Genomic DNA, 23787 nt, shown 5'->3' with positions numbered 1-23787 from the left:
AAAGATGATTGTAAATGATAGGCATTATCATATATGTAACCATGACTAAAATCAAGGATACTAATTTTACGGACTAAATTCTATTTTGTCTTTATTTATAAAGCATTTGGCGATATTAGGGACGTGCCAACGGGTCGTTGAGTTGTGGCTAAAGCAAAGCAGCTAAGAGGTTATTTCTTAGCTGCTAACTAAATTATAAGTTTATCCGTTTGATAAGTCGGATCTCCTCCCCATCGACATCTAATAACGCAGTGACGGTGATCAACATCGGTTCGCTACTCGCTGTGAATTTAAATTGATAGTTTTGTACTGCATAAGGCGCAATCTCCACAGGGTGTTTTTGTGTCATTACACTTTCAAGCTGTATAAAGGGCGTAGCTGTCAGTGTTATTTGCCCCGTTGTCGCACCTGAATAAGGGCCTGATAGGGTCGCGGTAAATAGCCAATCACCCGCGTTATTTTTAGTCTGAGTGAGTGTCATCCCAACTCCGTTGAAAGGGACATTAGCAGCACTAATTTCACGGGTTTTATTTAATCCTTGCCAATTAAGATCTTGTTCGACAACAATTGTTTGAGCTTGTGTTGACGCTGGTAAGTGAATGTTGTGGATACCGGGTTTTAAGAGCTGACGGAGATGGTGCTTGTTAAGCACCTTACCTGCAGTTGCAAAGCTAACTTGGGCGGCCAATTGCAGCTCAAAATCGGTAGGGTTTTCGACGCGTAAAAAGGCTTTGTTGTGGTGATAGTAAACACCAGAATTAATACCACTGAGTGCGCTAAAACCACTATTACCTAATAGGGTTTTATAGCGGTTAAATATAACTGCAAGTTCAGCATTTATGGCTGTATGGTTGCTCGGCTGAGGTAATTTTGCCATTAACTTACTCAGCTCGACATCGCAATTAACCAGTTTGCGCTGATGTTGTTGGCAGGTTCTAAACACTCGATTTAATAATTTATAACCTGTAAATAGCCACGGATCAGTAAGCTGTGTTTGGTTTTGTGCTGCTAAATTTAAATATTTAGCATCGCCAGCTGGCGTTGCAAATAAGTAAGGTGTGATCTGGTGATTGTTATTTTTACTTAATAAGCTGATTTTTTGTGTATCGAGTGCGGCTGTTATTTTAGTCGATAAAGCAAGGGTAAATGTTTGCCCAATGATATTCGTCCCGTTATCCGCTTTTAAGCCCACCGTTAGTTGGCTGCTCTCTAATGTAAGGTTTAAACCAAGTGTTGCGTGTTGAGCTAAAGCGGCTTTTAACTCAGGACTAAGTGCGATTTGCACAGGCTGAAAATCCTTGAAATTACGTGCGGTTATTATTAACCGCTCAGCATCTTCTATTAATAGTTTTAGTAATTGGTCGTCATTCGCTTGCTCATTACCAATAAACGTAGTGCGGTATTGTTGGTTTTGCTCGCTGCGCTTGCCTTGCATGGCAATGCCTATTTCACCGCGCTGTAATTGTGCCGGTTCAAATTCAATTAAAGCAGCCACTTGGTGCTTATTTGTCAGATCGATTAACGCATTTACTTGTGGTGCGGGAAAGTCCATCACTGGGTGCGATACATCAGTAGTGAGAGCGGGGTTTATATCCAATCGAGATAAGGTATTTGAATCTGTATTTCGTAGCCAATAAGCATTACCATTTTGCTCCCACGGGCCTGATACAATATGAAAACTGGGTTTTATATTTTGCACAAAGTCAGCAAAGCCTTGCTCTATTGCCTGCCAATCTTTAAAAGTGTGTTTAAGGAGTGAATTGGCTGTGCTGAGCGTGGCGTCACTGTGTGGGTTGGCAAGCCTAAGTTGCTGCACAAAATATGCAAAATATTGTGCGCGTTCTGGAGAGCTTAAAAGGTAATGAATGATAAAAAAATTAAGGCCGCGTTTAAGTGCAGGATCATCGTTTATTTGCTCAAGAGTGGGTTTATCAGCACTGTAATATTGCTTTAAACCGGTCTCAATATAATTCATAGGGGCACGATCAAACACCATCACAGTCAGTTGTTTTTGCTTGGCATCGTAAACATGGTGAGCGACCGAGTCGGCTAAGCCTTCGGTGATCCAATTAGGCGCCCAGGTTGAATGACCGTTTAAAGCCATGTGAAAAGCATGCATGGTTTCGTGAATGACAATATAGCGTTGGTGATGCTCACGATGGCTTGGGAAGTTATATCCTGCGCGGTTATAAAACATAGTTTCGCCGCCTGCGGTTTTATGTACGCCTCTTAAAAAACCGTCATCAAGCATGGCCTCGCGCACTCTATCGCGGCTGCTACCATACACTACAGCGATACGCTGGCGTTCAATATTAGGTGGCTCCATACCGAATAGTGCAACATAGTGTGGATAAGCCATTTCTAAAAGCGCTAAATACAGCGTTACTTTTTCTTTTGGTAAATCACTCTTCAGTGCAAAGTGTTTACTTACCCACCAATCATATCCTCGGCTATTACCAATTTTGCCATCGCTATATGTATAGGGGATGGTTTTCCCTAAGAATGCAATGTCCATTTTGTGTAACGTACTGGTGTAACCTTGTACTGATAGGTCTACTTGCATCTGTTGTGGATCAGTTTCCATAGCACTTGACGTTGTTGTTTGTGGTTGTACGGTCTGCGCAGTATCGGCTTGCGGCTCTTTTTGACACGCGGCAAGTAACAGTAATAACAAAGTGAGTGAGAGTTTTTTCATAATTATAGTTGTTTTATGTGTATATTGTATGCAATATAAAATACTGTGTTTAATTGTGAAAGTAAACTATGAATAATAATCAAATACCAATAACAACCAACTCAGCAGCAAAGCAGAGTAAGCAAACCCCAGCTAATAAAGGCTTTGGTGTGGCATTTTATATTGCAAACACCATGGAAATTTTTGAGCGCTTAGCTTGGTATGGCTTTTTTGCGGTTTCATCTGTCTATATGACTACCCCAGTTGAACAAGGTGGGGTGGGCTTTAATGATGCACAGCGTGGTGCTGTGCAAGGTATTATTCCTTTCTTTTTATATTTATTACCGGTGTTAACAGGCGCGCTGGCTGATCGGTATGGTTATAAAAGGCTGTTTATAATTTCCTTTATAATTATGGCGCCAGGTTACTACTTTTTAGGCCAAGTAACTGACTTTAATTCGTTCTTTATGATTTTAATGTTGGTGGCATTTGGTGCGGCGTGTTTTAAACCTGTGGTGGTTGGTACTATAAGTCGCAGCACGAATGATACTAACCGTGGCCTAGGGTTTGGTATTTTTTACACTATGGTTAATTTGGGCGGCTTTATTGGCCCATTAGTCGCCGGTTATATGCGTGCGATCAGCTGGGATGCGGTATTTGTAATGTCGGCCGTGTGGATTTTGCTTAACTTTATTCCGCTGCTATTTTATCGCGAAACAACCCCATCTTCGCAAGCAAATACCAGCCTTAAGCAGGTATTACAACAAGCTCAACAAGTATTAGGCAACAGCCGCTTTGCACTGTTGTTATTTACTTGTGTGATTATTCTAATGACCGCAGGCATGAGTTGGCTCAGTTATACGCAAGCTTTTGTATTAATTGCTCTATGGTTAGGGACAAACTGGTTGTGGGATAAAAGTGTCAGTACTAAGCAAAGCCATAACTGGCACTTACAGCCGGTGCGGGTAAGTAACCGTAATTTTGCCTTGTACTTAGCCATATTGACAGGGTTTTGGACTGTGTATAATCAGCTATTTTACACTTTACCGTTGTTTATACGCGATTATACAAACACTCAAGACTTAGTTGTTTTACTCAGTTACTTTGGTCAATCAACAGTGGATTTTTTTGCGTTTGTTGATAGTGGAGCATTGAGTGAAAAAATTCAGCTTCTATCAGTCAATTATGCATCTTCATCACCTTTAGCGAGCACTGAGCTTGAAGCAATACGCCTTGAATTAGTGCATTTAAAAGTAAACGTGCCAGTGAGCGAAATAGCGCTTTTTATTGAGCAAATAGCGACTAGCGACTTTACCCTGCAACAAAGTAAACAACTTGCCCAGCAATGGCTGGTTTACCGACAAGTTAATCCCGAGTACCTGATTAATTTAGACTTTGCGGCCATAGTATTATTACAAATAATCGTTAGTGTAAAATGCCAAAGATTTAAGGTGATATCGGTTTTGATCAGTGGTTTGATTGTTACTGCGGGTGCTTTTTTAGTGTTATTGCTAATGAGCGCGGGTTTATTAATGACGCAACTGGGCGGAGCGGTCATGATCACGGTTATTTTATTGATTGCCTTGGGTGAAATGCTCACCTCGCCAAAAAGCCAAGAATATGTTGCCAGTATTGCCCCTAAAGATAGCGCTGCAATGTTTATGGGTTATTATTTTGTATCTATGGCACTGGGTTTTTTATTTGCTGGTTTTTTATCAGGTTGGAGCTATGGTTACTTAGTGAAAGAGCTGCAACGTCCGGCACTCATGTGGCTATTATTTGCAATGATCGCGCTTTTCACTGGCTTTGGTTTTTACCTTCTAGCGCGAAATAATAAGGATACCCACAGTGAAACTTAAACAGCGACTTATTTTAATAGCTGCCATGCTGATGTTGAGCTTACAAGCCACAGCAAATGACCCAGTGAGCGGTGAAAATAGTCATTATAAAAATTTAATTGATCGCACGGGAAGTCCATATTATATGCAAGACTTTGCTAGAGGCGAGCATCAACGCTTTAGTCCATTATTTGACTTAGGTGCATGGCATGGTCATTTACTGCCAAGCGATGACAATATCGGAAGCTTTACCGGGCCTGCAATTATTAGCGAAGAATACCTTAATTTTATCGCCCCTTATTTAGAAAAGCTCAGCGTCTATAAAGACCAAAGTCATAAAGTTAAACTCGCCATGAATAGTTACAGCTTGCCGGGTGCTTTAGTGCAAGAATTAACGGGTGATGGCGTAAGTATTCGCATGGAGTTACGTTTTGTAAGTAATCGTACTTCGTTAGTTAAAACACAGATCACAACCAAAAAACCACTCATTTTGCGCTGGGAAGGGCGGTTAGTGAGTAAGTTAACAGCTCAAGACGGTATCGCAAAAGATGCGCGTTCACCTTTTGAAGTATACCCGCAACTGTTACCTCAATGGCAAGTGAGTGATAATACTATCACGCTAAAGTTTGGCAAAGTGCGTGCACATGGCCAGTTACTAACTTCTGGCAGCTCGCAGTTACAATTGCATAAAACGCTATCAGTCAACACCACTCATGAAGCATTAAGCTATGCAAGTGACACAACAATTGATAGCGATACCACGTTTTACACAACTTATTCGTACTTATTAAATAGCCAAGAAGCGGCAAACGAGCAGGCTATTATAAAAGATGTTTTAAACCAGCCCGAGCTGTATTTAGCCCGCAGTGCCACGCGTTGGCAAGGGTATATTAATAGTGCGCTGCGCCCGTTAGCCAGTGCCGATGAAAGGCATAAAAAGTTAGCCGTCAAAAGTATTGAAACCTTGATTGGTAATTGGCGTTCTAAAGCCGGTGCTGTTGGCTTTGATACCGTAAGTCCTGCCGTGACGGGACGCTGGTTTTCCGGTAATCAGACTTGGCCGTGGGATAGTTATAAGCACGCTTTTGCCCTGGCGACTTTTCACCCAGTACTCGCAAAGCAAAATCTCAATGCGGTATTTGAGCACCAAATAACAGCAAATGATGCTGTAAGACCGTGGGATGTAGGGTTTATTCCTGATTTAGTGGCTTATAATTTAAGCCCTGAACGGGGTGGTGATGGGACTAACTGGAACGAACGTAATACTAAACCCAGTTTAGCCGCTTGGGCTGTGTGGCAAGTTTATGAGTACACAAATGATAAGCAGTGGCTTGCGGAAATATTCCCAAAGTTGGTCAGCTATAGAAACTGGTGGCTAACTAATCGAGATCACAATGGCAATGGTGTGCCAGAGTATGGCGCAACAGTTGATAAGGCCCATACAACGGATGACGGTAAATTACGCTTTGAGGTGCAAACAGCAACGGGTTGGGCTGCGCAAAGTGGTCTTGAAAATTATAAGGATCAGCTTATCGCCCATCCACAAAAACAGATAAAGATCCCTGCGCAAACAGCGGCATCGTGGGAGTCGGGCCGAGATGATGCAGCGGTGTTTGGTTTCATTAGCAGTGAACAACTCGCGAAGTATATAAAAAATGGCGGTAAAGCCACTGATTGGCACGTAGGTTTTGCCGAAAATTTTGATAAAGCGGGGCGTTTGATTGGCTACTCATTACTGCAAGAATCAGTCGATCAGGCATCATACATGGCAGCGGATAATCGCTATTTAAGTAAAATTGCTAAAGAGCTGAATTATCCTCGCCAAGCGAGTTATTTTTTAAAACAAGCAGCCAAACTAAGAGCGTATATAAATCGATGTATGTTCGATAGAACAACTGGCTATTATTATGACATTGAAATAGCACCACAACCGTTAGCAAGTGGCTGTGCAGGCAAGCCGTTAGTTAAGCGCGGTAAAGGCCCTGAAGGCTGGTCGCCGCTATTTAATCAAGTAGCCACGGTTGAACAAGCGCAGCAAGTGGTTGATGTAATGCTTGATGAAAAAGAGTTCAATACCTACGTACCACTTGGCAGCGCGGCTTTGAGCAACCCTGCTTTTGGTGCAGATATCTATTGGCGAGGTCGAGTATGGCTTGATCAGCTGTATTTTGGTTTGGTGGGTATGAGTCATTACGGTTATTGTGAAAAGGCGCAGCAACTCAGTGAGCAACTACTTACTCATGCTGATGGCTTATTGGCCAGTGCTCCTATTCGCGAAAATTACAATCCTTTGACGGGCGAACAACAAGGCGCGCCTAATTTCTCGTGGAGTGCCGCGCATTTATTGTTGATAATGCAAAAACAAGGACGTTGGTGTGAGTAGGGCTAAATAAATATTGATATAAACGTTCAATTAAAGGCTAAGTATGTGTGAAATAAATGCTCAACAGCTTATGCAAAACAATAAAATAATACTCTTTGACGGGCAGTGTAAGCTTTGTAATGCATGGTGTAATTTTATTATTAAGCACGATAAAAAGCTGTGTTTTAAATTATGCAGTGTGCAGTCTTTAAAAGGCCAAGCAATCCTCACGCACTTTGGTTACCCAACAGCTAATTTTAAAACCATGATCTATGTTGAAAATAATCAGTGTGTTACCAAAAGTGATGGTGTGATTAATGTTGTTTCACAGTTGGGTTGGCCATGGCCCTTAGCTAACATATTACGAATAATACCGAAACGGATACGCAACTGGGGGTATGATGCCATTGCACTTAACCGGTATCGCTTATTTGGAAAATATAATTATTGCGTGATCCCAAGTCATGAGTATGATCACCACTACTTATAATTTCTTTACAAGGCGGACTGTTGGCAGGTTATTTGGTTAAACTTAATATACTGTTTTTAGTGTTTAGTGCTGGACTATATGCTCAAAATGACACCCATGATGACTCTGCAATCGTGGTAGATGTTCGCGACAGAATTAATCTGCGGATGCAAAATACCGCCCAGTGGTTAGACGATTTACTCGGTGAAGAGGTTAACCCAAACAAAGCCCATGCGAGAGGTTTTTTGCGGTTAGGCTGGCTTCCCCGCAGTGCTGATCTAGCTGAAACAGAAGTACGCTTTAAAGTATCATTAAGCTTACCTAGCTGGGAAAACCGCTTAAATCTAATAATAGATAATGACGCTGACGAATTTAGCCGGTTGCCTTTTGAAACCGACTCCCCAGCTAATCAAAACAATGGTACTGAAGACATAAATGCTGCGCTGCAATTTTTAGTTGAGCGTACCGCTAACTTAGAGGTTGATAATCGTGTTGGCATATCACGTAGCCAACTTTATGGACGCAGTGCACTTCGTTGGAATAAAACATTTAATCAAACGCAGTACTTTGCATCTGCCGGCTTAGAGTATTACTTCTCTGATGGCTTTGGTTACTTTATTAAGCTCTCCAGTGATACTAAGATCAATGAGTTTTATTCGCTGAATGTCTCTGCTAATTACCGTGAAATTGATGACGAAATAGATAGCGAAATGCGCTCAGGTGTTTATTTAAGTTATATACCCGATGCGCAGCGAGCCGCAGTGTTTGGTGCCAATGTACAGAATAGTTTTGATGACTTTACTATCTATACAGTATCGTACCGTTACCGGCAGCAAGTAAAATACAGTTGGCTGTTTTATGAATTAGAGCCGTTTATAGAATACCGAGAAGAACTCAATTATCGCGACGAAGTAGGATTCGCGATTCGTTTAATTGGCTATTATGGCCAGTGATAATGACTAGTTTTTATCTATTATGATAAAATCCCCTCAGTTTAATTTTGTAGAGATAGATCATGGCTAGCACCGCACACGCATTACACATTTTAGTTAAGCATAAAGAACTTGCCGAAGACATAATTCAGCAGTTAAAAAAAGGCGCTAAGTTCCATGTGCTCGCTAAAAAACATTCCTCTTGCCCATCGGGTAAAAAAGGGGGTGATTTAGGCGAATTTAAACGTGGCCAAATGGTTCCGCAATTTGATAAAGTGGCTTTTGGCGCAGAAATATTAGAACCACATTTAGTAAAAACTAAATTTGGTTGGCATGTGATAAAAGTGCTTTATAGAACGTAAGAGTAAAGTTAGCTAGAAAAACGAGTGACTTCGATTTAACGAAAAAACCACCTACAAAGGTGGTTTTTTCGTTTAAGTATCCAGTAACTTTAGCTGCCAACGGCACTTGGTTGTACATCCAAACCATAACCAAACATCACTGCAAGTACGAGCACAATCGATGCTGCTAACATCAATTTAAGTAATAGTGGTAAACAAAAACGGAACCAATGCCCATAAGGGACACCCGCCATGCCTAAAATTCCCATTAATACCGCATTGGTAGGGATAATCATATTTGAAAAGCCATCACCAAATTGATACGCAAGCACTGCAACTTGGCGTGGCACGCCGACTAAATCGCCCAGTGGTGCCATAAGTGGCATAGTGACATACGCTTGCCCAGAACCTGACGGAATAAAGGTATTAAGCACTGTTTGAATTACTAACATGCCAATGGCTGATATTTCAGCACTCACATAAGATAATGGCAGTGACATGCCATGCACTAAGCTATGCAATATTTGCCCATCTTCAAGGATTAAAGCAATACCACGGGCAACACCAATTAAAATAGCGGTGGTGACGAGATCTGAAACACCTTCAATAAAGCGGTTTGCAGCATCATCGGCAGATAAACGGCCCAGAATAGCGATCAACACACCCCACGCGATAAACACGCCGCCTAATTCGTATAAGTACCAGCCTTTGGTTGCAATACCCCATACAGCAACACCTAGCGTGACAATAAAGCTACCTAAAATTAATTTATGACGCAGTGCAAGTTCAGGGTAATGCGGTGTTGCTTGATCATTGAGAGGGCAAGGCACATCAAGCATCATGGATTTACTTGGATCGGCGGCCACCTTTTTAGTGTACTGCCACACATGATGAAAACCAATTAGTACAAAGGGCACAAATATCGCTAAGCGCAACCATAAACCAGAATAAACAGGAATTTCAGCAATCTGCTGGGCAATTAACACTGTGAATGGGTTAAACGCAGACACGCCATAACCAATCCCGTAACCGGCTACAATCATCCCTACTGCTGTCATTGCATCAAGGCGCATAGCTTTACAAAGAGCGACTAATATTAATACAAATGGAATATATTCACCCGCTGTACCAATACTGCTTGATGCTAAGGCAAAACAAAAAACCACCATAAATATAAGTCGTTGCGGCTTTTTACCATGGCGCTCAAGTAAACGGCCAATCAACGCATCAACCGTGCCGGTAGCACGGGCAATGGCCAGTACACCGCCAACAATCAAGACAAAAAAGATCACATCTTGCGCCGCAGCAAAGGCGCGCGGAATCGCCGTTAATAAATCCCAAGGGGTAAGATAGTGACGTTCAGCGACCGTATGATAGGTGCCCGCAAGGACCATTTCCCGACCAGACTCGGTGAGTGTTGTGTCAAAAAAACCTTGTGGTACTAACCAGGTAGCAACTAACGCAGTGACCATCATACCTAGCAGTAAAATCAAAGTATGCGGTACTTTGAAAGAATTACTCATACGTTCTCCATTTTTATAATTGGCGCAGCAGATATGCCTCGCTGTTTTTTGTTAAGGATAACACGAGTTATAAAATCACAATAAAAATAGCAACGTCAGTCTGTAAAGGAATGTAACGGGGGGCACTAAGTTAAAGAAGAAAGTTAGTTAAAAAGCGACGCAACAGGTAAATTGCGTCGCTTGTCATTTTATTACGCTTCTTGCTCGGCGATTTGTTTAAATGCTTGCACAAATGCGTCGCTTGGCTGGCCGCCAGTGAGGGCGTATTGATCGTTAATGATAAAGGTTGGCACTGAGGAAATGCCCATTTGCTGTAGCGCATTTTGCTCGCTGCGTACTTCTTGGAAATACTCGCCTGAGTCTAAAATTTCTTTTGCGCGGGCTCTATCAAGACCAACACTTTGTACTACATCAAGTAGGTTGTCTTGCTCATTAAGGAAAATTAAATCGGTAAAGTGGGCTTTAAATAAAGCGAGTTTTAGCTCGGTTTGTTTGCCTTCAGTGGCAGCCCAAGTGAGTAAGCGATGTAAGTCAAAGCTATTGATCATGATGCGTTTACCGTCAAAATTAAAGGTAAAGCCTGCTTTTTCACCCATCTCTAAAATACGTTTGCGGTTTTCGTCGCCTTGCTCCTCGCTCAGGCCATATTTTTGTTGTAAATGCTCATTTAAATCTTGCCCTTCAATTGGCATATCTGGGTTTAACTCAAATGGCTTCCAGCTGATCTCAGCTGAAAATTCGTCACTTAATTGCGCTAATGCTGTTTCAAGGTTTTTATAACCAATAATGCACCAAGGACACATTACGTCTGAAACGATGTCGATTTTTAGCTTTTTCATGAGTGAGCCTATTTTTTACAGTGTGTACGGGTCTATATGCAGGCGCGAAGGGGTTAATTCAAGAGGGGGGATTTTCAATTTACAGAAATAAGTGCTTAAACTGCACGGTAAGCGTTTACCGTGCAGTCGTTATGATGGACTAGCTTAGTCAGCTAAACCAAAAGGGTCTTCGATGCTATGGGCAGGCTCAGTAAACCATTTTGGCCCTTTATCAGTCATATAGAAATGATCTTCTAAGCGAACGCCAAATTCATCAGGTATAACTAGCATAGGCTCATTACTAAAGCACATACCTGTTGCAAGTGGGGTTTTGTTGCCGCCGACTAAATAAGGCCATTCGTGAATATCTAAGCCAATACCGTGGCCTGTGCGGTGGGGGCAACCTGGCGTTTGATATTCAGGACCTAGCTCTTGCGCGGCTAAGTAACTACGCGCGGCGGCATCGACTGCTTCACAAGGCGCACCAATTTTTGCAGCGTTGAAGGCGGCGATTTGCGCGGCTTTTTCGTAATCCCAAAACTGGCGTTGGCGCTCTGTGGCCTCACCAAACACATAGGTGCGGGTAATATCTGATAAATAATCATGTACTTTACAGCCAGTATCAATCAGTACCATATCGCCTTTTTTAAGAATTTGCGGGTCTTTCACGCCATGTGGGAACGAGGTTGCAACGCCAAATAATACGATGCAAAAATAGTTACCTGGAGCACCTACTTTTTGGTGTGCTTGCTTGATAAACGCTTCAACTTCGCTCGTGCTGATTCCTTCGTGTAACATACTTGCAGTTGCTTGGTGAACCGCTAACGTCATATCCATAGCGCGTTGCATCAGTGCCAGCTCGTTGGCTGATTTATGCATTCGACAATGAGCGGTCACAGGTTGTGCATTGACTAGGTTTAAGCCAGTTTGTGCTTTGTTTATACCATCAAAAATAAAGAACTGTGCGCTTTCGTCAATGCCAACAGTGCCATTAGCCGCAATGCCCATTTCTGCGAGTATTTCAACAAATAAAGCATAAGGGTTTTGGTGCTCTTGCCAACCACGAATAGGGCCATCGATGACTTTAAAACCGTTTAGTGAGCCAATTTCAAAATACGGGGCAATGTATTGTACGTCGCCTTTAGCCGGTAATATTGCGCCTACCATACGCTCACTGGCATACCAACGCATACCGGTAAAGTAGGTTAAGTTAGTGCCTGCATTTAAGTAAATTGCATCAATACAATTGGCTTGCATGTAGGCTTGTGCTTTGGCAATACGCGCTAAATGCTCATCAGCCTGAATAGGCATTAAATCGCCCGTCATATCGCTTAGACCGGCGAGTGCTTGCTCTTTAGTTTGCGTACCAATTCCGAATGTTGTCATGGTGCTCTCCTTTATTTATATGCGGCTATTGTGCGTGTGGCTGTGCTTTACTGCAAGCGGGTTGCGTTGAAAAGCGACTCACACAATAAGGGTGTATATCTATTTGCGGCGGGTGGTTTAAACACAGTGCGGTTATTAGCTCTGCGGTTACGGCGCCTTGGGTTAATCCTAAGTGCTGGTGGCCAAAAGCAAAGTACAGGTTATCGTGGTTCGGGGCGCTACCAATAACGGGCAATGAATCCGGTAGCGATGGCCTACAGCCCATCCAGGTACTGTTAGCATGTAATGAAAAGGCTGATCTATTCAGTAATGCTTTAGCGTTGGGTAATAATGCTAATGCGCGTTTGTTATTCATTTTTCGTTTGGTGCCGGCAAATTCTACCGTGCCAGCAATGCGTAGGCCTTGGCTCATGGGAGTCATAATAAAGTGACGCTCGGCAGAGGCCACAGGGCGTGAAAGCCCGTAATTACTGGCTAGCATGCAATGGTAACCACGTTCAGTATCAAGCGGCACTTTGTAGCCTAAAGGTTTCAATAGTGTGTTACTCCATGCGCCTGCGGCGATGACTACTTTATTCGCTGTGACAATTTGATTTTGGCAACTGAGTGTATAACCTTGCTTTGCAGGCTGTATCGAGGTGATTTTTTGTTGGCAAAATTGGCCGCCCAACGCGCTAAATTGTTCTGCTAAGTTGAGGCAAAATAAATGCGGATCAACACTGTGAGCCACCTCTTTAAATAATAAAGCGTAGGTAATGGTTTTAGCTAAATTGGGCTCTAGTAGACGCACGTGTTCGCCATCAAGTAACTCCACCTCAATACCCTGATCAAGGTAGCTGCGCAGCATAGCGTTAATTTTACTAAGAGGGGTGGTCTCAAAAGTCAGTAAGCTGCCCTTTTTAGTTAGTAAGTGGCCTAAATTATACTCACTGAGTAAGCGCTCATAAGCGGGGATCGCTAGTTGGTTTAACGCCTTAAGTGCTTGTGTGTTAGTGCGATAAGTCTTGCTTGGCATGTTTTTAACAAATTGCCAAAACCAAGGTAGGGCTTTAAAGCCATAACGCCAATCAATCCGTAGCGGCCCTAATGGATTGAATAACATACCGGGTAGCTTCTTTAATAGTGAAGGGTGCGCAAGCGGAAACACTTGCTCAGTCGCAAAGTGTCCAGCATTGCCTTTAGAGCAGCCTTGCGCTAAACCATTTTCATCATACAAGGTGACTGCAAAACCTGCTCGTTGTAGTTGTAATGCGCTACAAATGCCAATAATACCAGCTCCTATAACGGCGACTTGCTGTTTATTTTTATCCGCCAAAATAATTTACCTCTTCTATAAAAGTAATACCAAACACTTGATTTGTAGGCGCGTATACATTGCATCTCACTTTAAACAGTGATTTATGAAAAAAATCCCGCTGTATTAAATCAGTAAATAAGCATTGTTTTTCAGTTTCTTAAGTAGTTATTCCCAATCCCAAAAGAGCCTCAGAAGATAAACCTTTTAACAAACTTTAAGGTGGGATATTGATTATTGTATACAATATACCTATGATATCAAGCCTAAACATCAATCAGGTAATTAAAATGACAGTAACTTGGCAAGGAGTCTGTGCAGCAGTAATGGCTCAGTTTAGTGCAGACGACTCCATTAACTTTGCAACAACAGCAAACATGAGCGATGAACTGATCAACAAAGCTGTTCACGGCATGATTGCACTGGCTATAGCAAGCCCTACTAACCTAACAAAATTAAAGTGGGCTAAGTGATGCGTAAAGGAAGTTTTTTTTGTATTGACGGCCATACTTGCGGCAACCCAGTTAGGCTTATAACCAGTGGTCACCCGCAATTGAGCGGGCAGAGCATGAGTGAGAAGCGCCAAGATTTTTTGCAAAATCACGATTGGATCCGCCAAGCACTGATGTTTGAACCTCGCGGTCACGACATGATGTCGGGCGGATTTTTATATCCACCGACCACGGAAGACGGCGATGCCGCTATTTTATTTGTTGAAACATCTGGGTGTTTGCCTATGTGCGGCCACGGCACAATGGGTATCGTTACGTTTGCTTTAGAGCATGGTTTGTTACAGGCAAAAGTGCCGGGAACTCTGCTGCTAGACACACCTGCTGGGCGTGTCCAGATCAACTATGAAATGAGTGATGGCAAAGTACAGTGGGTAAAAATTTATAATGTACCTGCGTATTTAGCACATAAGTCGATAGTTATTGAAGTGCCTGAATTGGGCGAGCTGATAGTAGATATCGCCTATGGCGGCAACTTCTACATTATTGTTGAACCGCAAGGTAATTATAAAGGCATTGAACATTTAACGGCTGGGCAAATTTTGCAATATAGCCCGCTAGTGCGTGATGCAATAAACGCCAAAATTAAATGTGTTCATCCGCTTGACTCAACCGTTCAAGGCGCAAGCCATGTTTTATGGACAGGCACCCCAAAAAATGCCAATTCAGACGCCGCAAATGCAGTTTTTTATGGTGATAAAGCCATTGATCGCTCGCCATGTGGAACAGGCACCAGCGCCCGTATGGCACAGCTATTTGCCAAAGGGCAGTTGGCTCAAGGGCAAAATTTTATTCACGAAAGTTATATTGGCAGCCAGTTTATTGGTTGCATTGAACACGTAACAGAGATCGCAGGCATAACAGCTATCTTACCAAGTATTCAAGGTTGGTCTAGGGTGACGGGCACAAGTGCTATCACCGTAGATGACGATGACCCATACGCATTTGGGTTTCAAGTAATTTAATGAGGAGCAAAGCATGACATTAACAGGACAAAGTTTAGTAGCAGGGCAATGGCTCGGTCACTCTGGAAATGGTGAATTTAACGCATTTTCCCCCGCCCGCAATGAACCACTCGCAACGCGCTTTTTTAACCTCAGCGCCACTGAGTTAGACAGTGCAATAGAAGCCGCACAATCGGCGTTTTATGAATATCGTAAAACCAGTTTTGCACAACGAGCAGATTTTTTAGAATGTATTGCTGATCATATTTTAGCGCTTGGTGATGAGTTACTTGAGCAAACACAGCAAGAAACCAACTTACCGCTGGCACGTTTGCAAGGTGAGCGTATGCGCACCGTAAATCAGCTTAAAGCCTTTGCTAATGCATTACGTGACAACCCTGAATCGCCACTGGGTTTAAAAATAGTGGATGAAGCAGATGCCACCAGAGCACCGTTACCAAAGCCGCACACTGAACTTAACTATTTACCGCTGGGGCCGGTGGCTGTATTTGGTGCATCTAATTTCCCTTACGCCTTTTCAACACTGGGCGGCGATACCGCCGCAGCCCTTGCAGCAGGCTGCCCAGTAATTGTAAAAAACCACACCGCGCACCCAGGAACGGGTGAGTTGATGGCACGTGTGGCGCTTGCAGCCATTAAAGAATGTGCAATGCCGTTAGGCGTGTTTGCAATGGTACAAAGTAAAGCCTACGACATATCGCATCAATTAGTGGCTGCGCCGGCAATAAAAGCGGTGGGGTTTACAGGCTCATTTAATGTGGCCAGCAAGCTGCAAGCAACAATTGCCAAGCGTGAAGAGCCGATACCATTTTATGGTGAGCTTGGCAGTATTAACCCACAAGTTATTTTACTCAATAAAGCCATTGAACATAGCAAAGAGATGGCACAATCACTTTGCCAGTCAATGCTGATGGGGAACGGGCAGTTTTGCACTAGCCCAGGGCTTTGGTTAGTACCAACCGGGTGTGACGAACTCGAAGCACATATAACAGCGTGTATTAATGATGCCCCATCAGACACTTTACTCACCCCTGGGATTGTTAAAACCTTTAAACACCAAATAGCAGAGCGAACTCAGCTTGATAAGCTTAGCGTGCTGGGTAAAGGCAAGCTGGAGCATGAATTTCATGCTAATGCACATGTATTTGCTTGTAATGCTGATGACTATTTAGCAATCTCAGCTTTGCAAGAAGAAGTGTTTGGCCCTGCTGCGTTAGTGGTGCGCTACGACAGTGAACAGCAGCTCATGACATTGATAAACCAATTACAAGGGCAGTTAACCGCCAGTATTCATGGCACTGAAGCTGATTTAAACAACGCCGATAGCCTTATCGAAGCGCTGCAATATAAAGTAGGTCGTTTGATAAAAAATCAGCTGCCAACAGGTGTTGAAGTGTGCGCTTCAATGAACCACGGTGGGCCGTTCCCAAGTTCAACCGATGTACGCAGTACCTCTGTGGGCGCAAATGCAATGTTACGTTTTATGCGACCAATTTGTTATCAAGCATAGGATTTATTGGGCGGGATATGCAAATTGTATATTCCCGCTTTCCCCCTTGTTTATATAGGGTACAGACAGATTCTCACTTGGCATATGAGTGAACTTGAGTATAATGTATGCTAAATGCAATGTAAGAGGATCACCATGGCTATCGAGCACAAAACCCGCACCCAGCTTGTTGCAGAAGCAATTCGCGCAAAAATTCTCTCTGGTGAAATTAAAGCAGGCGAGCCCTTACGTCAAGCTGCACTGGCAACAGAGATGAACGTAAGTCGTATTCCTGTACGTGAGGCACTTCTTCAGCTTGAAGCCGAAGGGCTTGTTAACTTTGAAGCGCACAAAGGAGCTACGGCAACAGAGCTTTCAGCATCACAAATTGATGAGATTTTTGATTTAAGAGCCTTACTTGAAGCAGAGCTATTAAGCCATTCAATAGACGGTTTAACAGATCAAGATTTAATCGACGCTGAGCTTATTTTAACTGAGCTTGAAAGCGCTATGGATGCGGGCGACACCCACCTTGCCACAGGCGATTTAAATAGTCGATTTCATGGTAAATTATATTCGCGCGCGCAACGGCCACAAACCCGTGAGCTGGTAGATATGTATAGTAAAAATTCAGAGCGCTACGTGCGCATGCATATTTTACTGGCTGGTGGTTTAACCACCGCACCCGAAGAGCACCGCACATTGTTAAATCACTGTCGCGCAAAAGACACTAAAAAAGCCTGTGACTTTTTGAAAAAGCATATCTTGGGCGCCAAAAACGACATTAAAAAGCTATTATTAAAAATCGAAGACGAAAAAAGGTAACCTTAATAAGTTGTTATTATAAATTTTAATGTGTGTTTACGCAGTTCAGGGTAATCACTCAAGAGTGTTTATCGGTATTCTTGGTAAAAGGCTGTTAGCTATCTGTCAGAAATTGCGAGTATCTATGAATAATGAATATCATTGGTGGGATCTGGAAGACTCTAGCTTCAAGGGTGTTTTATACGACTCGATAAATTGTTATTTCTTGCATGACTTGCCTTACAAAAACTGGGAAGAGTTTTCTGAAGCTGACCCACATATGGCTTATGCACAATTAACCTATGTCCGATTTAACATGCTTGAACAACAATTCATTGATTTGCGGGTTATCCCTAAAATGCTTGGGGTTGAAACTGTTCCAGTTAAATCCAGCGTTCAAGACATAAATAGATACGACTGGCTTAAATCTATCGTTGATTTGACTTTATTCCGTTTTTCCAGCTTGAGAGATATAGCCTTTCATTTTGTGAATGAAGTTTTGGAGCTAGGACTTTCTGATTTTCAGTTAAATATTAAGCAACTCAAAAAAGCTCTCAAAACAGAGTACCCTGAAATTCTAGAGGACTTAAAAACTCTTGATAAAACCGGTGAAGAATTGCGGACTGATCGTAATGACCGAGCACACAAGGGATTCAGTGAACTCTATACTGGCGATGATAAAATGTTCAAAAATATGTCGTGGATGGAAGGCAAAGTTATCGACAACACTGATTATGATTTGGTCGGTATTTATGAAAACTCCCGTGACAAAATTTGTGATCTAGTAGTTCAAGAAGTGCAGGTGGCATTAAGAGCTACAATCAATTTAGTTGATAATTGCTATGACCACTATCGTGATACACACCTTAGGTTATCATGCGGTTCTGCAATGGGAGTGTCGCAGCATTTCCCACTGCATTGTGAAAAAGATAGCTAACAAGCAATTTAAGAGTGATTCCCCACGCTTGGCAGTTTCAGTTTAGGGCTAGTTCAGTGTTTACGGTGTTCAATTTGAGCGTCGTGGTAGCGTGGCCCACACCTTAATTGGGGGTTGAGGCTGTAGAATTACTCTTTTTTTAAGAAAGACAGCCAGTTTTATGGGTTCCAAATGCATTACCTAATGCTTTAAAAACGCTTAGAGTTAATTACAGGAGCTCGTCTTTTAATTGAATTTGGCTGTTGGAGTTATACTACAGCCTCGTTAGGTGATTTACATGGATGGTTGGCAGTATCACGATATTGGTTTTGAATCCCAAACTAAAAAAATCAATGGTATTAATATTTGGAAGTATCCTTGGAACGACATGGACGAACCATCATTTGAAGTGCCTCATCCTCAATATCCAGATCAACGTCATAAAATCACACCTTACTTTATTAAAACTAAAGGTAAAACTCTTACATTTGCTGCGGGTGAAGTTAGTAATTGCGTTTGATGTATTTATGTTGCAGGATCAATTGCCTAATACATATGAGCCTTAACTCTGTCAATAGGCAATAGTGTTCTTTTTGACCGTTTTATAAATTGAAGGTCAATCAAAAATCAACTCTAATTCAATAAGCAAATTCGTTTACTTCGTATGCCGATGTGGCTGTTAAGCAAGTAGCTTACGGCAAACACATCTAGGGTGCGTTACGCAGTAATCTCTTATTGCGATCTTATCGCAGCCAGGTTTTTCCCATATCCTTTTGGACTTTCTGGGGCACTACGACTAAATAGATTTAGAAGGTAGAACGAAGCAGGATGCCAGAGCCGAGACATTCATCGGTTAACCTAATCATGGCAAGTAGCCTAGGCCTGTTTTGAATAAAATAAGATGTAACAATCTCAAAAATAGCCAATCTGTAAAGATAAAAACTCCGTAACAGCGGAGTTTTTGCTATTTGAATATTTTAAAACATCAGTCTAGTAAATCGAGGACCTCAAGTCGTTCTTTTGCTAGGGCATACCGTGTGTGCACGTCATCAATTTGCTGTTGGGTTAACTTCTTGCCAAAGGTGCGAAGCCCACCTGTTAGATCATTATGATGAATGCCAAAAGCAAACTTAAGGTATTCTAAAAGTAACGGCTGTGCATCAAGATAGGATATAGAGTTCATCGCTTGAGAGATTTTGTTTGCCTCGGCCCATTCTCCGTTATTTACATACTCTTGCATTGTAATACTCGCTTTTGGGAATATGCAGCCCACACCTGTAATGCCGCCACATGCGCCTGCGAGTCCTGCATGTACAGTAACGGTGTCAACACCGGCCAATACTTTTAAATTTTTGTTCTCTAACATCATTGTTTCAATAACTGACACATCGATAGTTGATATTTTAAGCGCAGTTACCTCTGGTAGAGCTGCAAGCCTTGTAAGCAGATCAGTTGAAAGCGCATGGTAGCCCGCTGCGTCAGGGTTGTTATAGGGCATTATTGTTATGCCGGCCTCTTTTGCCGCTGAGGCGCTAAGCGCGTAGTAAGCATACATCTGTTCATCACAAGGTGTTTCTTTGGTTTTTGGTGGCATTACCATAACGGTATCTACGCCGACCGTTGCGAGTTCTTTTACTATTTTGGCTAGTTCTTCTTTGGTTTCTGCCGCTGCGCCACTGATTAAAGGAACGTTGTGTTCTTTAGCAACACTTGAAAGGGCTTTTAGTAAAGAAAGGCGTTGCTCAGCACTTAGGTAGCTGTTTTCACCCAGCGTACCAGAGCCAACAAGTCCACCCATACGAGTACCCCCCTTTCCTTGCACTTTTAAAATATCTGCAGCGTATTTTTTTGTTGTATCAAGGTCTATTTCCAGGGCTCCGGACTCTGACTCTTTTAGCCATGTAAATACGGCCGGCATAACTGTATATCGCCAATCTTTACTGTTCGTTTGCATCATATTTCCTCTTATAAATACATATTGTATACATTATACATTTAGATTGTATCAGCTAAATTGCTTTCGGCAAGGCCGGAATAAAAATAAACTAAACCCTGTATTAATTACTTTGCTCACTTCTGTTACTTTTTAGGTGTTCAGTGTGAGTTTGCAAGCAATTGATTATAAATATTGTTTTTGAATAAGTTTGACATGAACCATCTTGTTTTTTAATTTTACGTAAATTAAATGTATATTACATATTGTATACAATATGTAATGGGTGTATATTTTTTACGTCAAGGTTAGCCTGGCAACAAAAAATCAACAGGATCAAAGGAACATTTCATGTTTACGAATAATAAAAAGCAAACTCGGGGAGTGGGTGTTAAAACCCTACTGGCAACAGCTGTTACAGCTGCATTAATAATGACACCAGCTGCGCAGGCCGTAGATGGTAGTAGTATTGTAAAAGGTCATATTGTTGCACACTCTGGTAATGATTTGATTGGCGCAACAATTACACTTAAACACAAGAGTAAAGGGCTTGTTTACACTATTACGAGTAATGCTGAAGGCGATTACTTATTACGTAATGTACCGGTGGGTATGTACGATGTAACGATTGTAAAAGATGGCTATCAAACACTAATTGAAGAAGATGTAGCAGTGACCATTGGTCAATCAATCATTCTCGATGTACAACTTTATAAAGCTGGTACTGATATAGAGCGTATCGCGGTAACAGGTTCGGCAATTCGTCGTGTAGATATGGCTTCCTCTACCTCCGGTTTAACGTTTAGTGATGCTGAGCTTAAAGCAATGCCGGTTAATACAGGCTTTGAGAGCATTGCTTTACTTGCGCCAGGTACCGCTGCACCTGGTGGCTCTAATTTTAAAGGCGCATCAAGTTTTGGTGGTTCATCGGCTGCTGAAAATGGCTACTATTTTAATGGCTTAAATGTAACGAGTATTCGTACTGGTTTAGGTTCCATTCGCCTTCCTTGGGAAGCTATATCCCAAACTCAAGTTAAAACCGGTGGTGTAAGCCCTGAATTTGGTGGTGCATTAGGCGGCATTGTAAACGCTGTGTCTAAATCGGGCGATAACGACTTTAAATTCGGTGCAGAGGTGCGCTGGGATCCTGATGGCCTTCGTAGTCAACATGATTCAATATTTCAAGATAGTGGGACAATAAACACTAATACACAGCAAAGCAGTTACGACTTTAAAGAAGTACAGCTATGGGCAAGTGGTGCAATTATTGAAGATACCCTGTTCTTTTATGGTTTATTTGCACCACGCAGAGAAGAGTCTAATAGCGCAGGGCAAACCACTTTTTCTGATTTTGAGCGTGATGAAGACCGTTGGTTCACCAAAGTGGATTGGTTTATTAATGAAGATCACTCTATTGGTTTCTCTGCAATGAACAATAAACGTACTTGGACTGATAAAACGTTTGCGTATAGTTGGCAAGATAATGTGGTAGGTGATCAACAAGGTGTCGATGCACCAGGCGAAGATGGCGGCAATGTATACAGTATTAACTACAATGGCTACCTCACAGATACTTTTTCAGTGTCAGCCGTTGTTGGTCGTGTTACTGAAAATGTTGAGAACGTTGTAGCATCACCTAATCCCGGCGTGTGGGATGAACGTGACGGTTTTGTAACTCTAAGCCAGCATACAAATTCCGGTATAACGGAAGAAGAGTATATTCGTGACCAAGCCAGAATTGATTTTAACTGGGACTTGGATATGCATTCAATTCAATTTGGTATTGATTACACCAATGTGAAGGTTGATTATTTTGAAGGCCAAAATGGTATTGGGGATGCACAAGGCTGGTGGACTATAAAAACTGCTGGTGAAAATGATATATCAAGTGCTGCGCTGGGGAGTGACTTTATCGAAAGGCGGGTTCGTAGCCGTGAGGTCGATTCAGATACAACTTCACTGGCGTTTTATATTAATGACTCATGGCAAGCAACTGATAATTTAGTCCTTAATATGGGTTTGCGTTATAGCCAGTTTGAAAATACGGTGACAGATGGCCGAGCATTTGTTGATATTGATAATCAAATAGCGCCACGCTTACAGGCTATTTATGATGTATCGGGTGACGGTAGCGCTAAAATATTTGCCACTTACGGGCGCTATTTTCAGCCAGTATCTGCGAACATGAATATCACTCAAGGCTCTGCATCAATTGAATGGTTTGAGTATTTTGAATTAGATCAATTAGAAGGCAATGGCTCGCCTACTTTATTAGCTGACGGCTCACCTAGCAGAGGTGATATGTTACGAGATAGACGCTGGCGCCAGCGTGGTATTACTGAACCTGGGTTAATTGCCTCGTCTTCTTTAAAACCAATGTACAGCGATGAGTTCACAATAGGGTATCAACAAGAAGTTTTTGATTCTATGTCTGCCGGCGTACGTGCTATTTACCGCGACCTTGGGCGCAGTGTTGAAGACACGGATGTAGGCCCTATACTTGCCAAGAAACTTGCCGAAATGGGGATCACCGATAACGTAGGGCAGGGTTCATATTATGTGCTTAATAATCCTGGTGAAGCGATTCAAATGTCGTATGACTTTGATGGTGATGGAGAAATAGATAACGTTAATTTAAGTGCTGATGAGCTTGCACTTGCCGAAGCACAACGCAAATATTTGGCCCTTGAGTTTACCTTAGATGGCAATGTAACCGATGACTTGCGTATCAATACTTCATATACATGGTCACATAGCTACGGTAATACGGAAGGTTTAGTTAAAACGGATAACGACCAAGCAGATCCTGGTTGGACGACCTCTTACGACTATGGCGATTTGATGGATCATGGCTATGGTAATTTACCAAATGACCACCGCCACGCAATCAAATTTAGTGGCGCGTATAATATTACCGATTCACTGACTGTAGGTTTAGTTGCGCGAACTACATCGGGTCGTCCAAAGAGCTACTTCTCAGTTCACCCTGAAGGTGTTGATAGCTGCGAGCAAGGAAGCCCGTGGGATGCATGTGTGAGTAAATACTATGACCAAGCATCGCACTATGATGAAAATGGTAACCCGGCACCACGCGGAAGCAAAGGTAACTTACCGTGGTTAACTAATGTGGATATGTCACTGACTTATTATACTGACTTTTTTGGCTCTGACATGACCTTAAAAGGCACGGTATATAACTTATTCGATGGAGATAGCGCGGTATCGATAAACGAGGAGCGAGCTCAATATGGCGATAATGGCTTAGAGCTCAACCCAGATTATGGTTTAGTAACTGGCCGCCAAGGTGCTCGATATGTATCGTTAACCGCACGTATAGAATTTTAAGTTCCCTGGTAAGTGGCTGTAAAATGTCGTTTTAGTAAATAGTATCTAACAAGCGAAAACTAAAACTGACAAAATGTTTAAGCACATTCTCATTAAGAGTAACACAGCCTTGATGCTGAGTAGGTAACTGCTCAGCATTTTTTATTAAAGTTATTGCACTAAAAAATATTGAGATATATTGTATACAAA

At 42.3% G+C, this 23787-nt stretch carries 18 protein-coding genes; 12 read left to right on the top strand and 6 right to left on the bottom strand.

Annotated features, from left to right (window positions below):
* Window positions 1-193: 193 nt before the first annotated feature.
* Window positions 194-2695, bottom strand: a complete 2502-nt coding sequence (locus H5200_RS01450; protein WP_182717621.1) for a hypothetical protein — start codon at window positions 2693-2695, stop codon at window positions 194-196.
* Window positions 2696-2763: 68 nt separating this feature from the next.
* On the opposite strand from H5200_RS01450, the gene H5200_RS01445 reads away from it, so the two are divergent.
* From H5200_RS01445 to ppiC, 5 genes are all read left to right on the top strand, one after another.
* On the top strand, window positions 2764-4533 hold the full coding sequence (locus H5200_RS01445) for an MFS transporter (RefSeq protein WP_182760780.1): 1770 nt from the start codon (window positions 2764-2766) through the stop codon (window positions 4531-4533).
* Entirely contained in the window at window positions 4523-6895 is a 2373-nt protein-coding gene (gene ygjK, locus H5200_RS01440) for an alpha-glucosidase (RefSeq protein ID WP_182717619.1), read from the top strand. Before H5200_RS01445 ends, ygjK begins: the two co-directional genes overlap by 11 nt.
* Before the next feature lie 43 nt (window positions 6896-6938).
* The gene (locus H5200_RS01435; RefSeq protein ID WP_145234484.1) at window positions 6939-7364 is read left to right on the top strand and encodes a thiol-disulfide oxidoreductase DCC family protein; all 426 of its coding nucleotides are present in this window, start codon (window positions 6939-6941) and stop codon (window positions 7362-7364) included.
* Between the two features lie 20 nt (window positions 7365-7384).
* Window positions 7385-8296 (top strand): hypothetical protein, encoded by a 912-nt coding sequence (locus tag H5200_RS01430; RefSeq protein ID WP_182717618.1) that lies wholly within the window; start codon window positions 7385-7387, stop codon window positions 8294-8296.
* Between the two features lie 62 nt (window positions 8297-8358).
* A complete protein-coding gene (gene ppiC, locus H5200_RS01425) occupies window positions 8359-8637 on the top strand; it encodes a peptidylprolyl isomerase PpiC (RefSeq protein WP_145234480.1) in 279 nt (92 codons plus the stop codon).
* An 89-nt stretch (window positions 8638-8726) separates the two neighbouring features.
* Here the strand turns inward: ppiC and H5200_RS01420 are convergent, their stop codons facing one another.
* The 4 genes from H5200_RS01420 to H5200_RS01405 all read right to left on the bottom strand — a co-directional run bounded on the left by H5200_RS01420 (window position 8727) and on the right by H5200_RS01405 (window position 13658).
* Window positions 8727-10139, bottom strand: a complete 1413-nt coding sequence (locus H5200_RS01420; protein ID WP_145234478.1) for a YfcC family protein — start codon at window positions 10137-10139, stop codon at window positions 8727-8729.
* Window positions 10140-10330: 191 nt separating this feature from the next.
* Window positions 10331-10978 (bottom strand): DsbA family oxidoreductase, encoded by a 648-nt coding sequence (locus H5200_RS01415; protein WP_138554903.1) that lies wholly within the window; start codon window positions 10976-10978, stop codon window positions 10331-10333.
* 144 nt (window positions 10979-11122) lie between these two features.
* On the bottom strand, window positions 11123-12343 hold the full coding sequence (locus tag H5200_RS01410; RefSeq protein ID WP_182717617.1) for a Xaa-Pro peptidase family protein: 1221 nt from the start codon (window positions 12341-12343) through the stop codon (window positions 11123-11125).
* Window positions 12344-12368: 25 nt separating this feature from the next.
* The gene (locus tag H5200_RS01405) at window positions 12369-13658 is read right to left on the bottom strand and encodes an FAD-binding oxidoreductase (protein WP_145234472.1); all 1290 of its coding nucleotides are present in this window, start codon (window positions 13656-13658) and stop codon (window positions 12369-12371) included.
* Window positions 13659-13927: 269 nt separating this feature from the next.
* Between H5200_RS01405 and H5200_RS01400 the strand changes: the two genes are divergently transcribed.
* The 6 genes from H5200_RS01400 (at window position 13928) to H5200_RS01375 (ending at window position 18840) form a co-directional block, all read left to right on the top strand.
* Window positions 13928-14110 carry a hypothetical protein gene (locus H5200_RS01400; RefSeq protein ID WP_145234469.1) on the top strand — a complete coding sequence of 61 codons (183 nt, stop codon included), beginning with the start codon at window positions 13928-13930 and terminating at the stop codon, window positions 14108-14110.
* On the top strand, window positions 14110-15111 hold the full coding sequence (locus tag H5200_RS01395; protein WP_182739491.1) for a 4-hydroxyproline epimerase: 1002 nt from the start codon (window positions 14110-14112) through the stop codon (window positions 15109-15111). The genes H5200_RS01400 and H5200_RS01395 overlap by 1 nt, the downstream gene beginning before the upstream one ends.
* Window positions 15112-15124: 13 nt before the next feature.
* On the top strand, window positions 15125-16621 hold the full coding sequence (locus tag H5200_RS01390) for an aldehyde dehydrogenase (NADP(+)) (RefSeq protein ID WP_182717615.1): 1497 nt from the start codon (window positions 15125-15127) through the stop codon (window positions 16619-16621).
* 135 nt (window positions 16622-16756) lie between these two features.
* On the top strand, window positions 16757-17425 hold the full coding sequence (locus H5200_RS01385; RefSeq protein ID WP_145234461.1) for a GntR family transcriptional regulator: 669 nt from the start codon (window positions 16757-16759) through the stop codon (window positions 17423-17425).
* Window positions 17426-17549: 124 nt separating this feature from the next.
* Window positions 17550-18341 (top strand): Cthe_2314 family HEPN domain-containing protein, encoded by a 792-nt coding sequence (locus H5200_RS01380; protein WP_182760779.1) that lies wholly within the window; start codon window positions 17550-17552, stop codon window positions 18339-18341.
* Between the two features lie 277 nt (window positions 18342-18618).
* Window positions 18619-18840, top strand: coding sequence for a hypothetical protein (locus H5200_RS01375; RefSeq protein WP_182717613.1), 222 nt, complete (start codon window positions 18619-18621; stop codon window positions 18838-18840).
* A 465-nt stretch (window positions 18841-19305) separates the two neighbouring features.
* On the opposite strand, the gene H5200_RS01370 is transcribed toward H5200_RS01375, so the two are convergent.
* Window positions 19306-20274, bottom strand: a complete 969-nt coding sequence (locus H5200_RS01370; RefSeq protein ID WP_145234584.1) for a dihydrodipicolinate synthase family protein — start codon at window positions 20272-20274, stop codon at window positions 19306-19308.
* A 330-nt stretch (window positions 20275-20604) separates the two neighbouring features.
* On the opposite strand from H5200_RS01370, the gene H5200_RS01365 reads away from it, so the two are divergent.
* A complete protein-coding gene (locus tag H5200_RS01365; RefSeq protein WP_145234451.1) occupies window positions 20605-23598 on the top strand; it encodes a TonB-dependent receptor domain-containing protein in 2994 nt (997 codons plus the stop codon).
* Window positions 23599-23787 lie beyond the last annotated feature (189 nt).

It is taken from the genome of Pseudoalteromonas sp. SG43-7 (genome assembly GCF_014164295.1).
GTDB lineage: Bacteria > Pseudomonadota > Gammaproteobacteria > Enterobacterales > Alteromonadaceae > Pseudoalteromonas > Pseudoalteromonas rhizosphaerae.
Note: the sequence above shows the minus strand (reverse complement) of the source record. Positions and strands in the feature narration are given on the sequence as shown.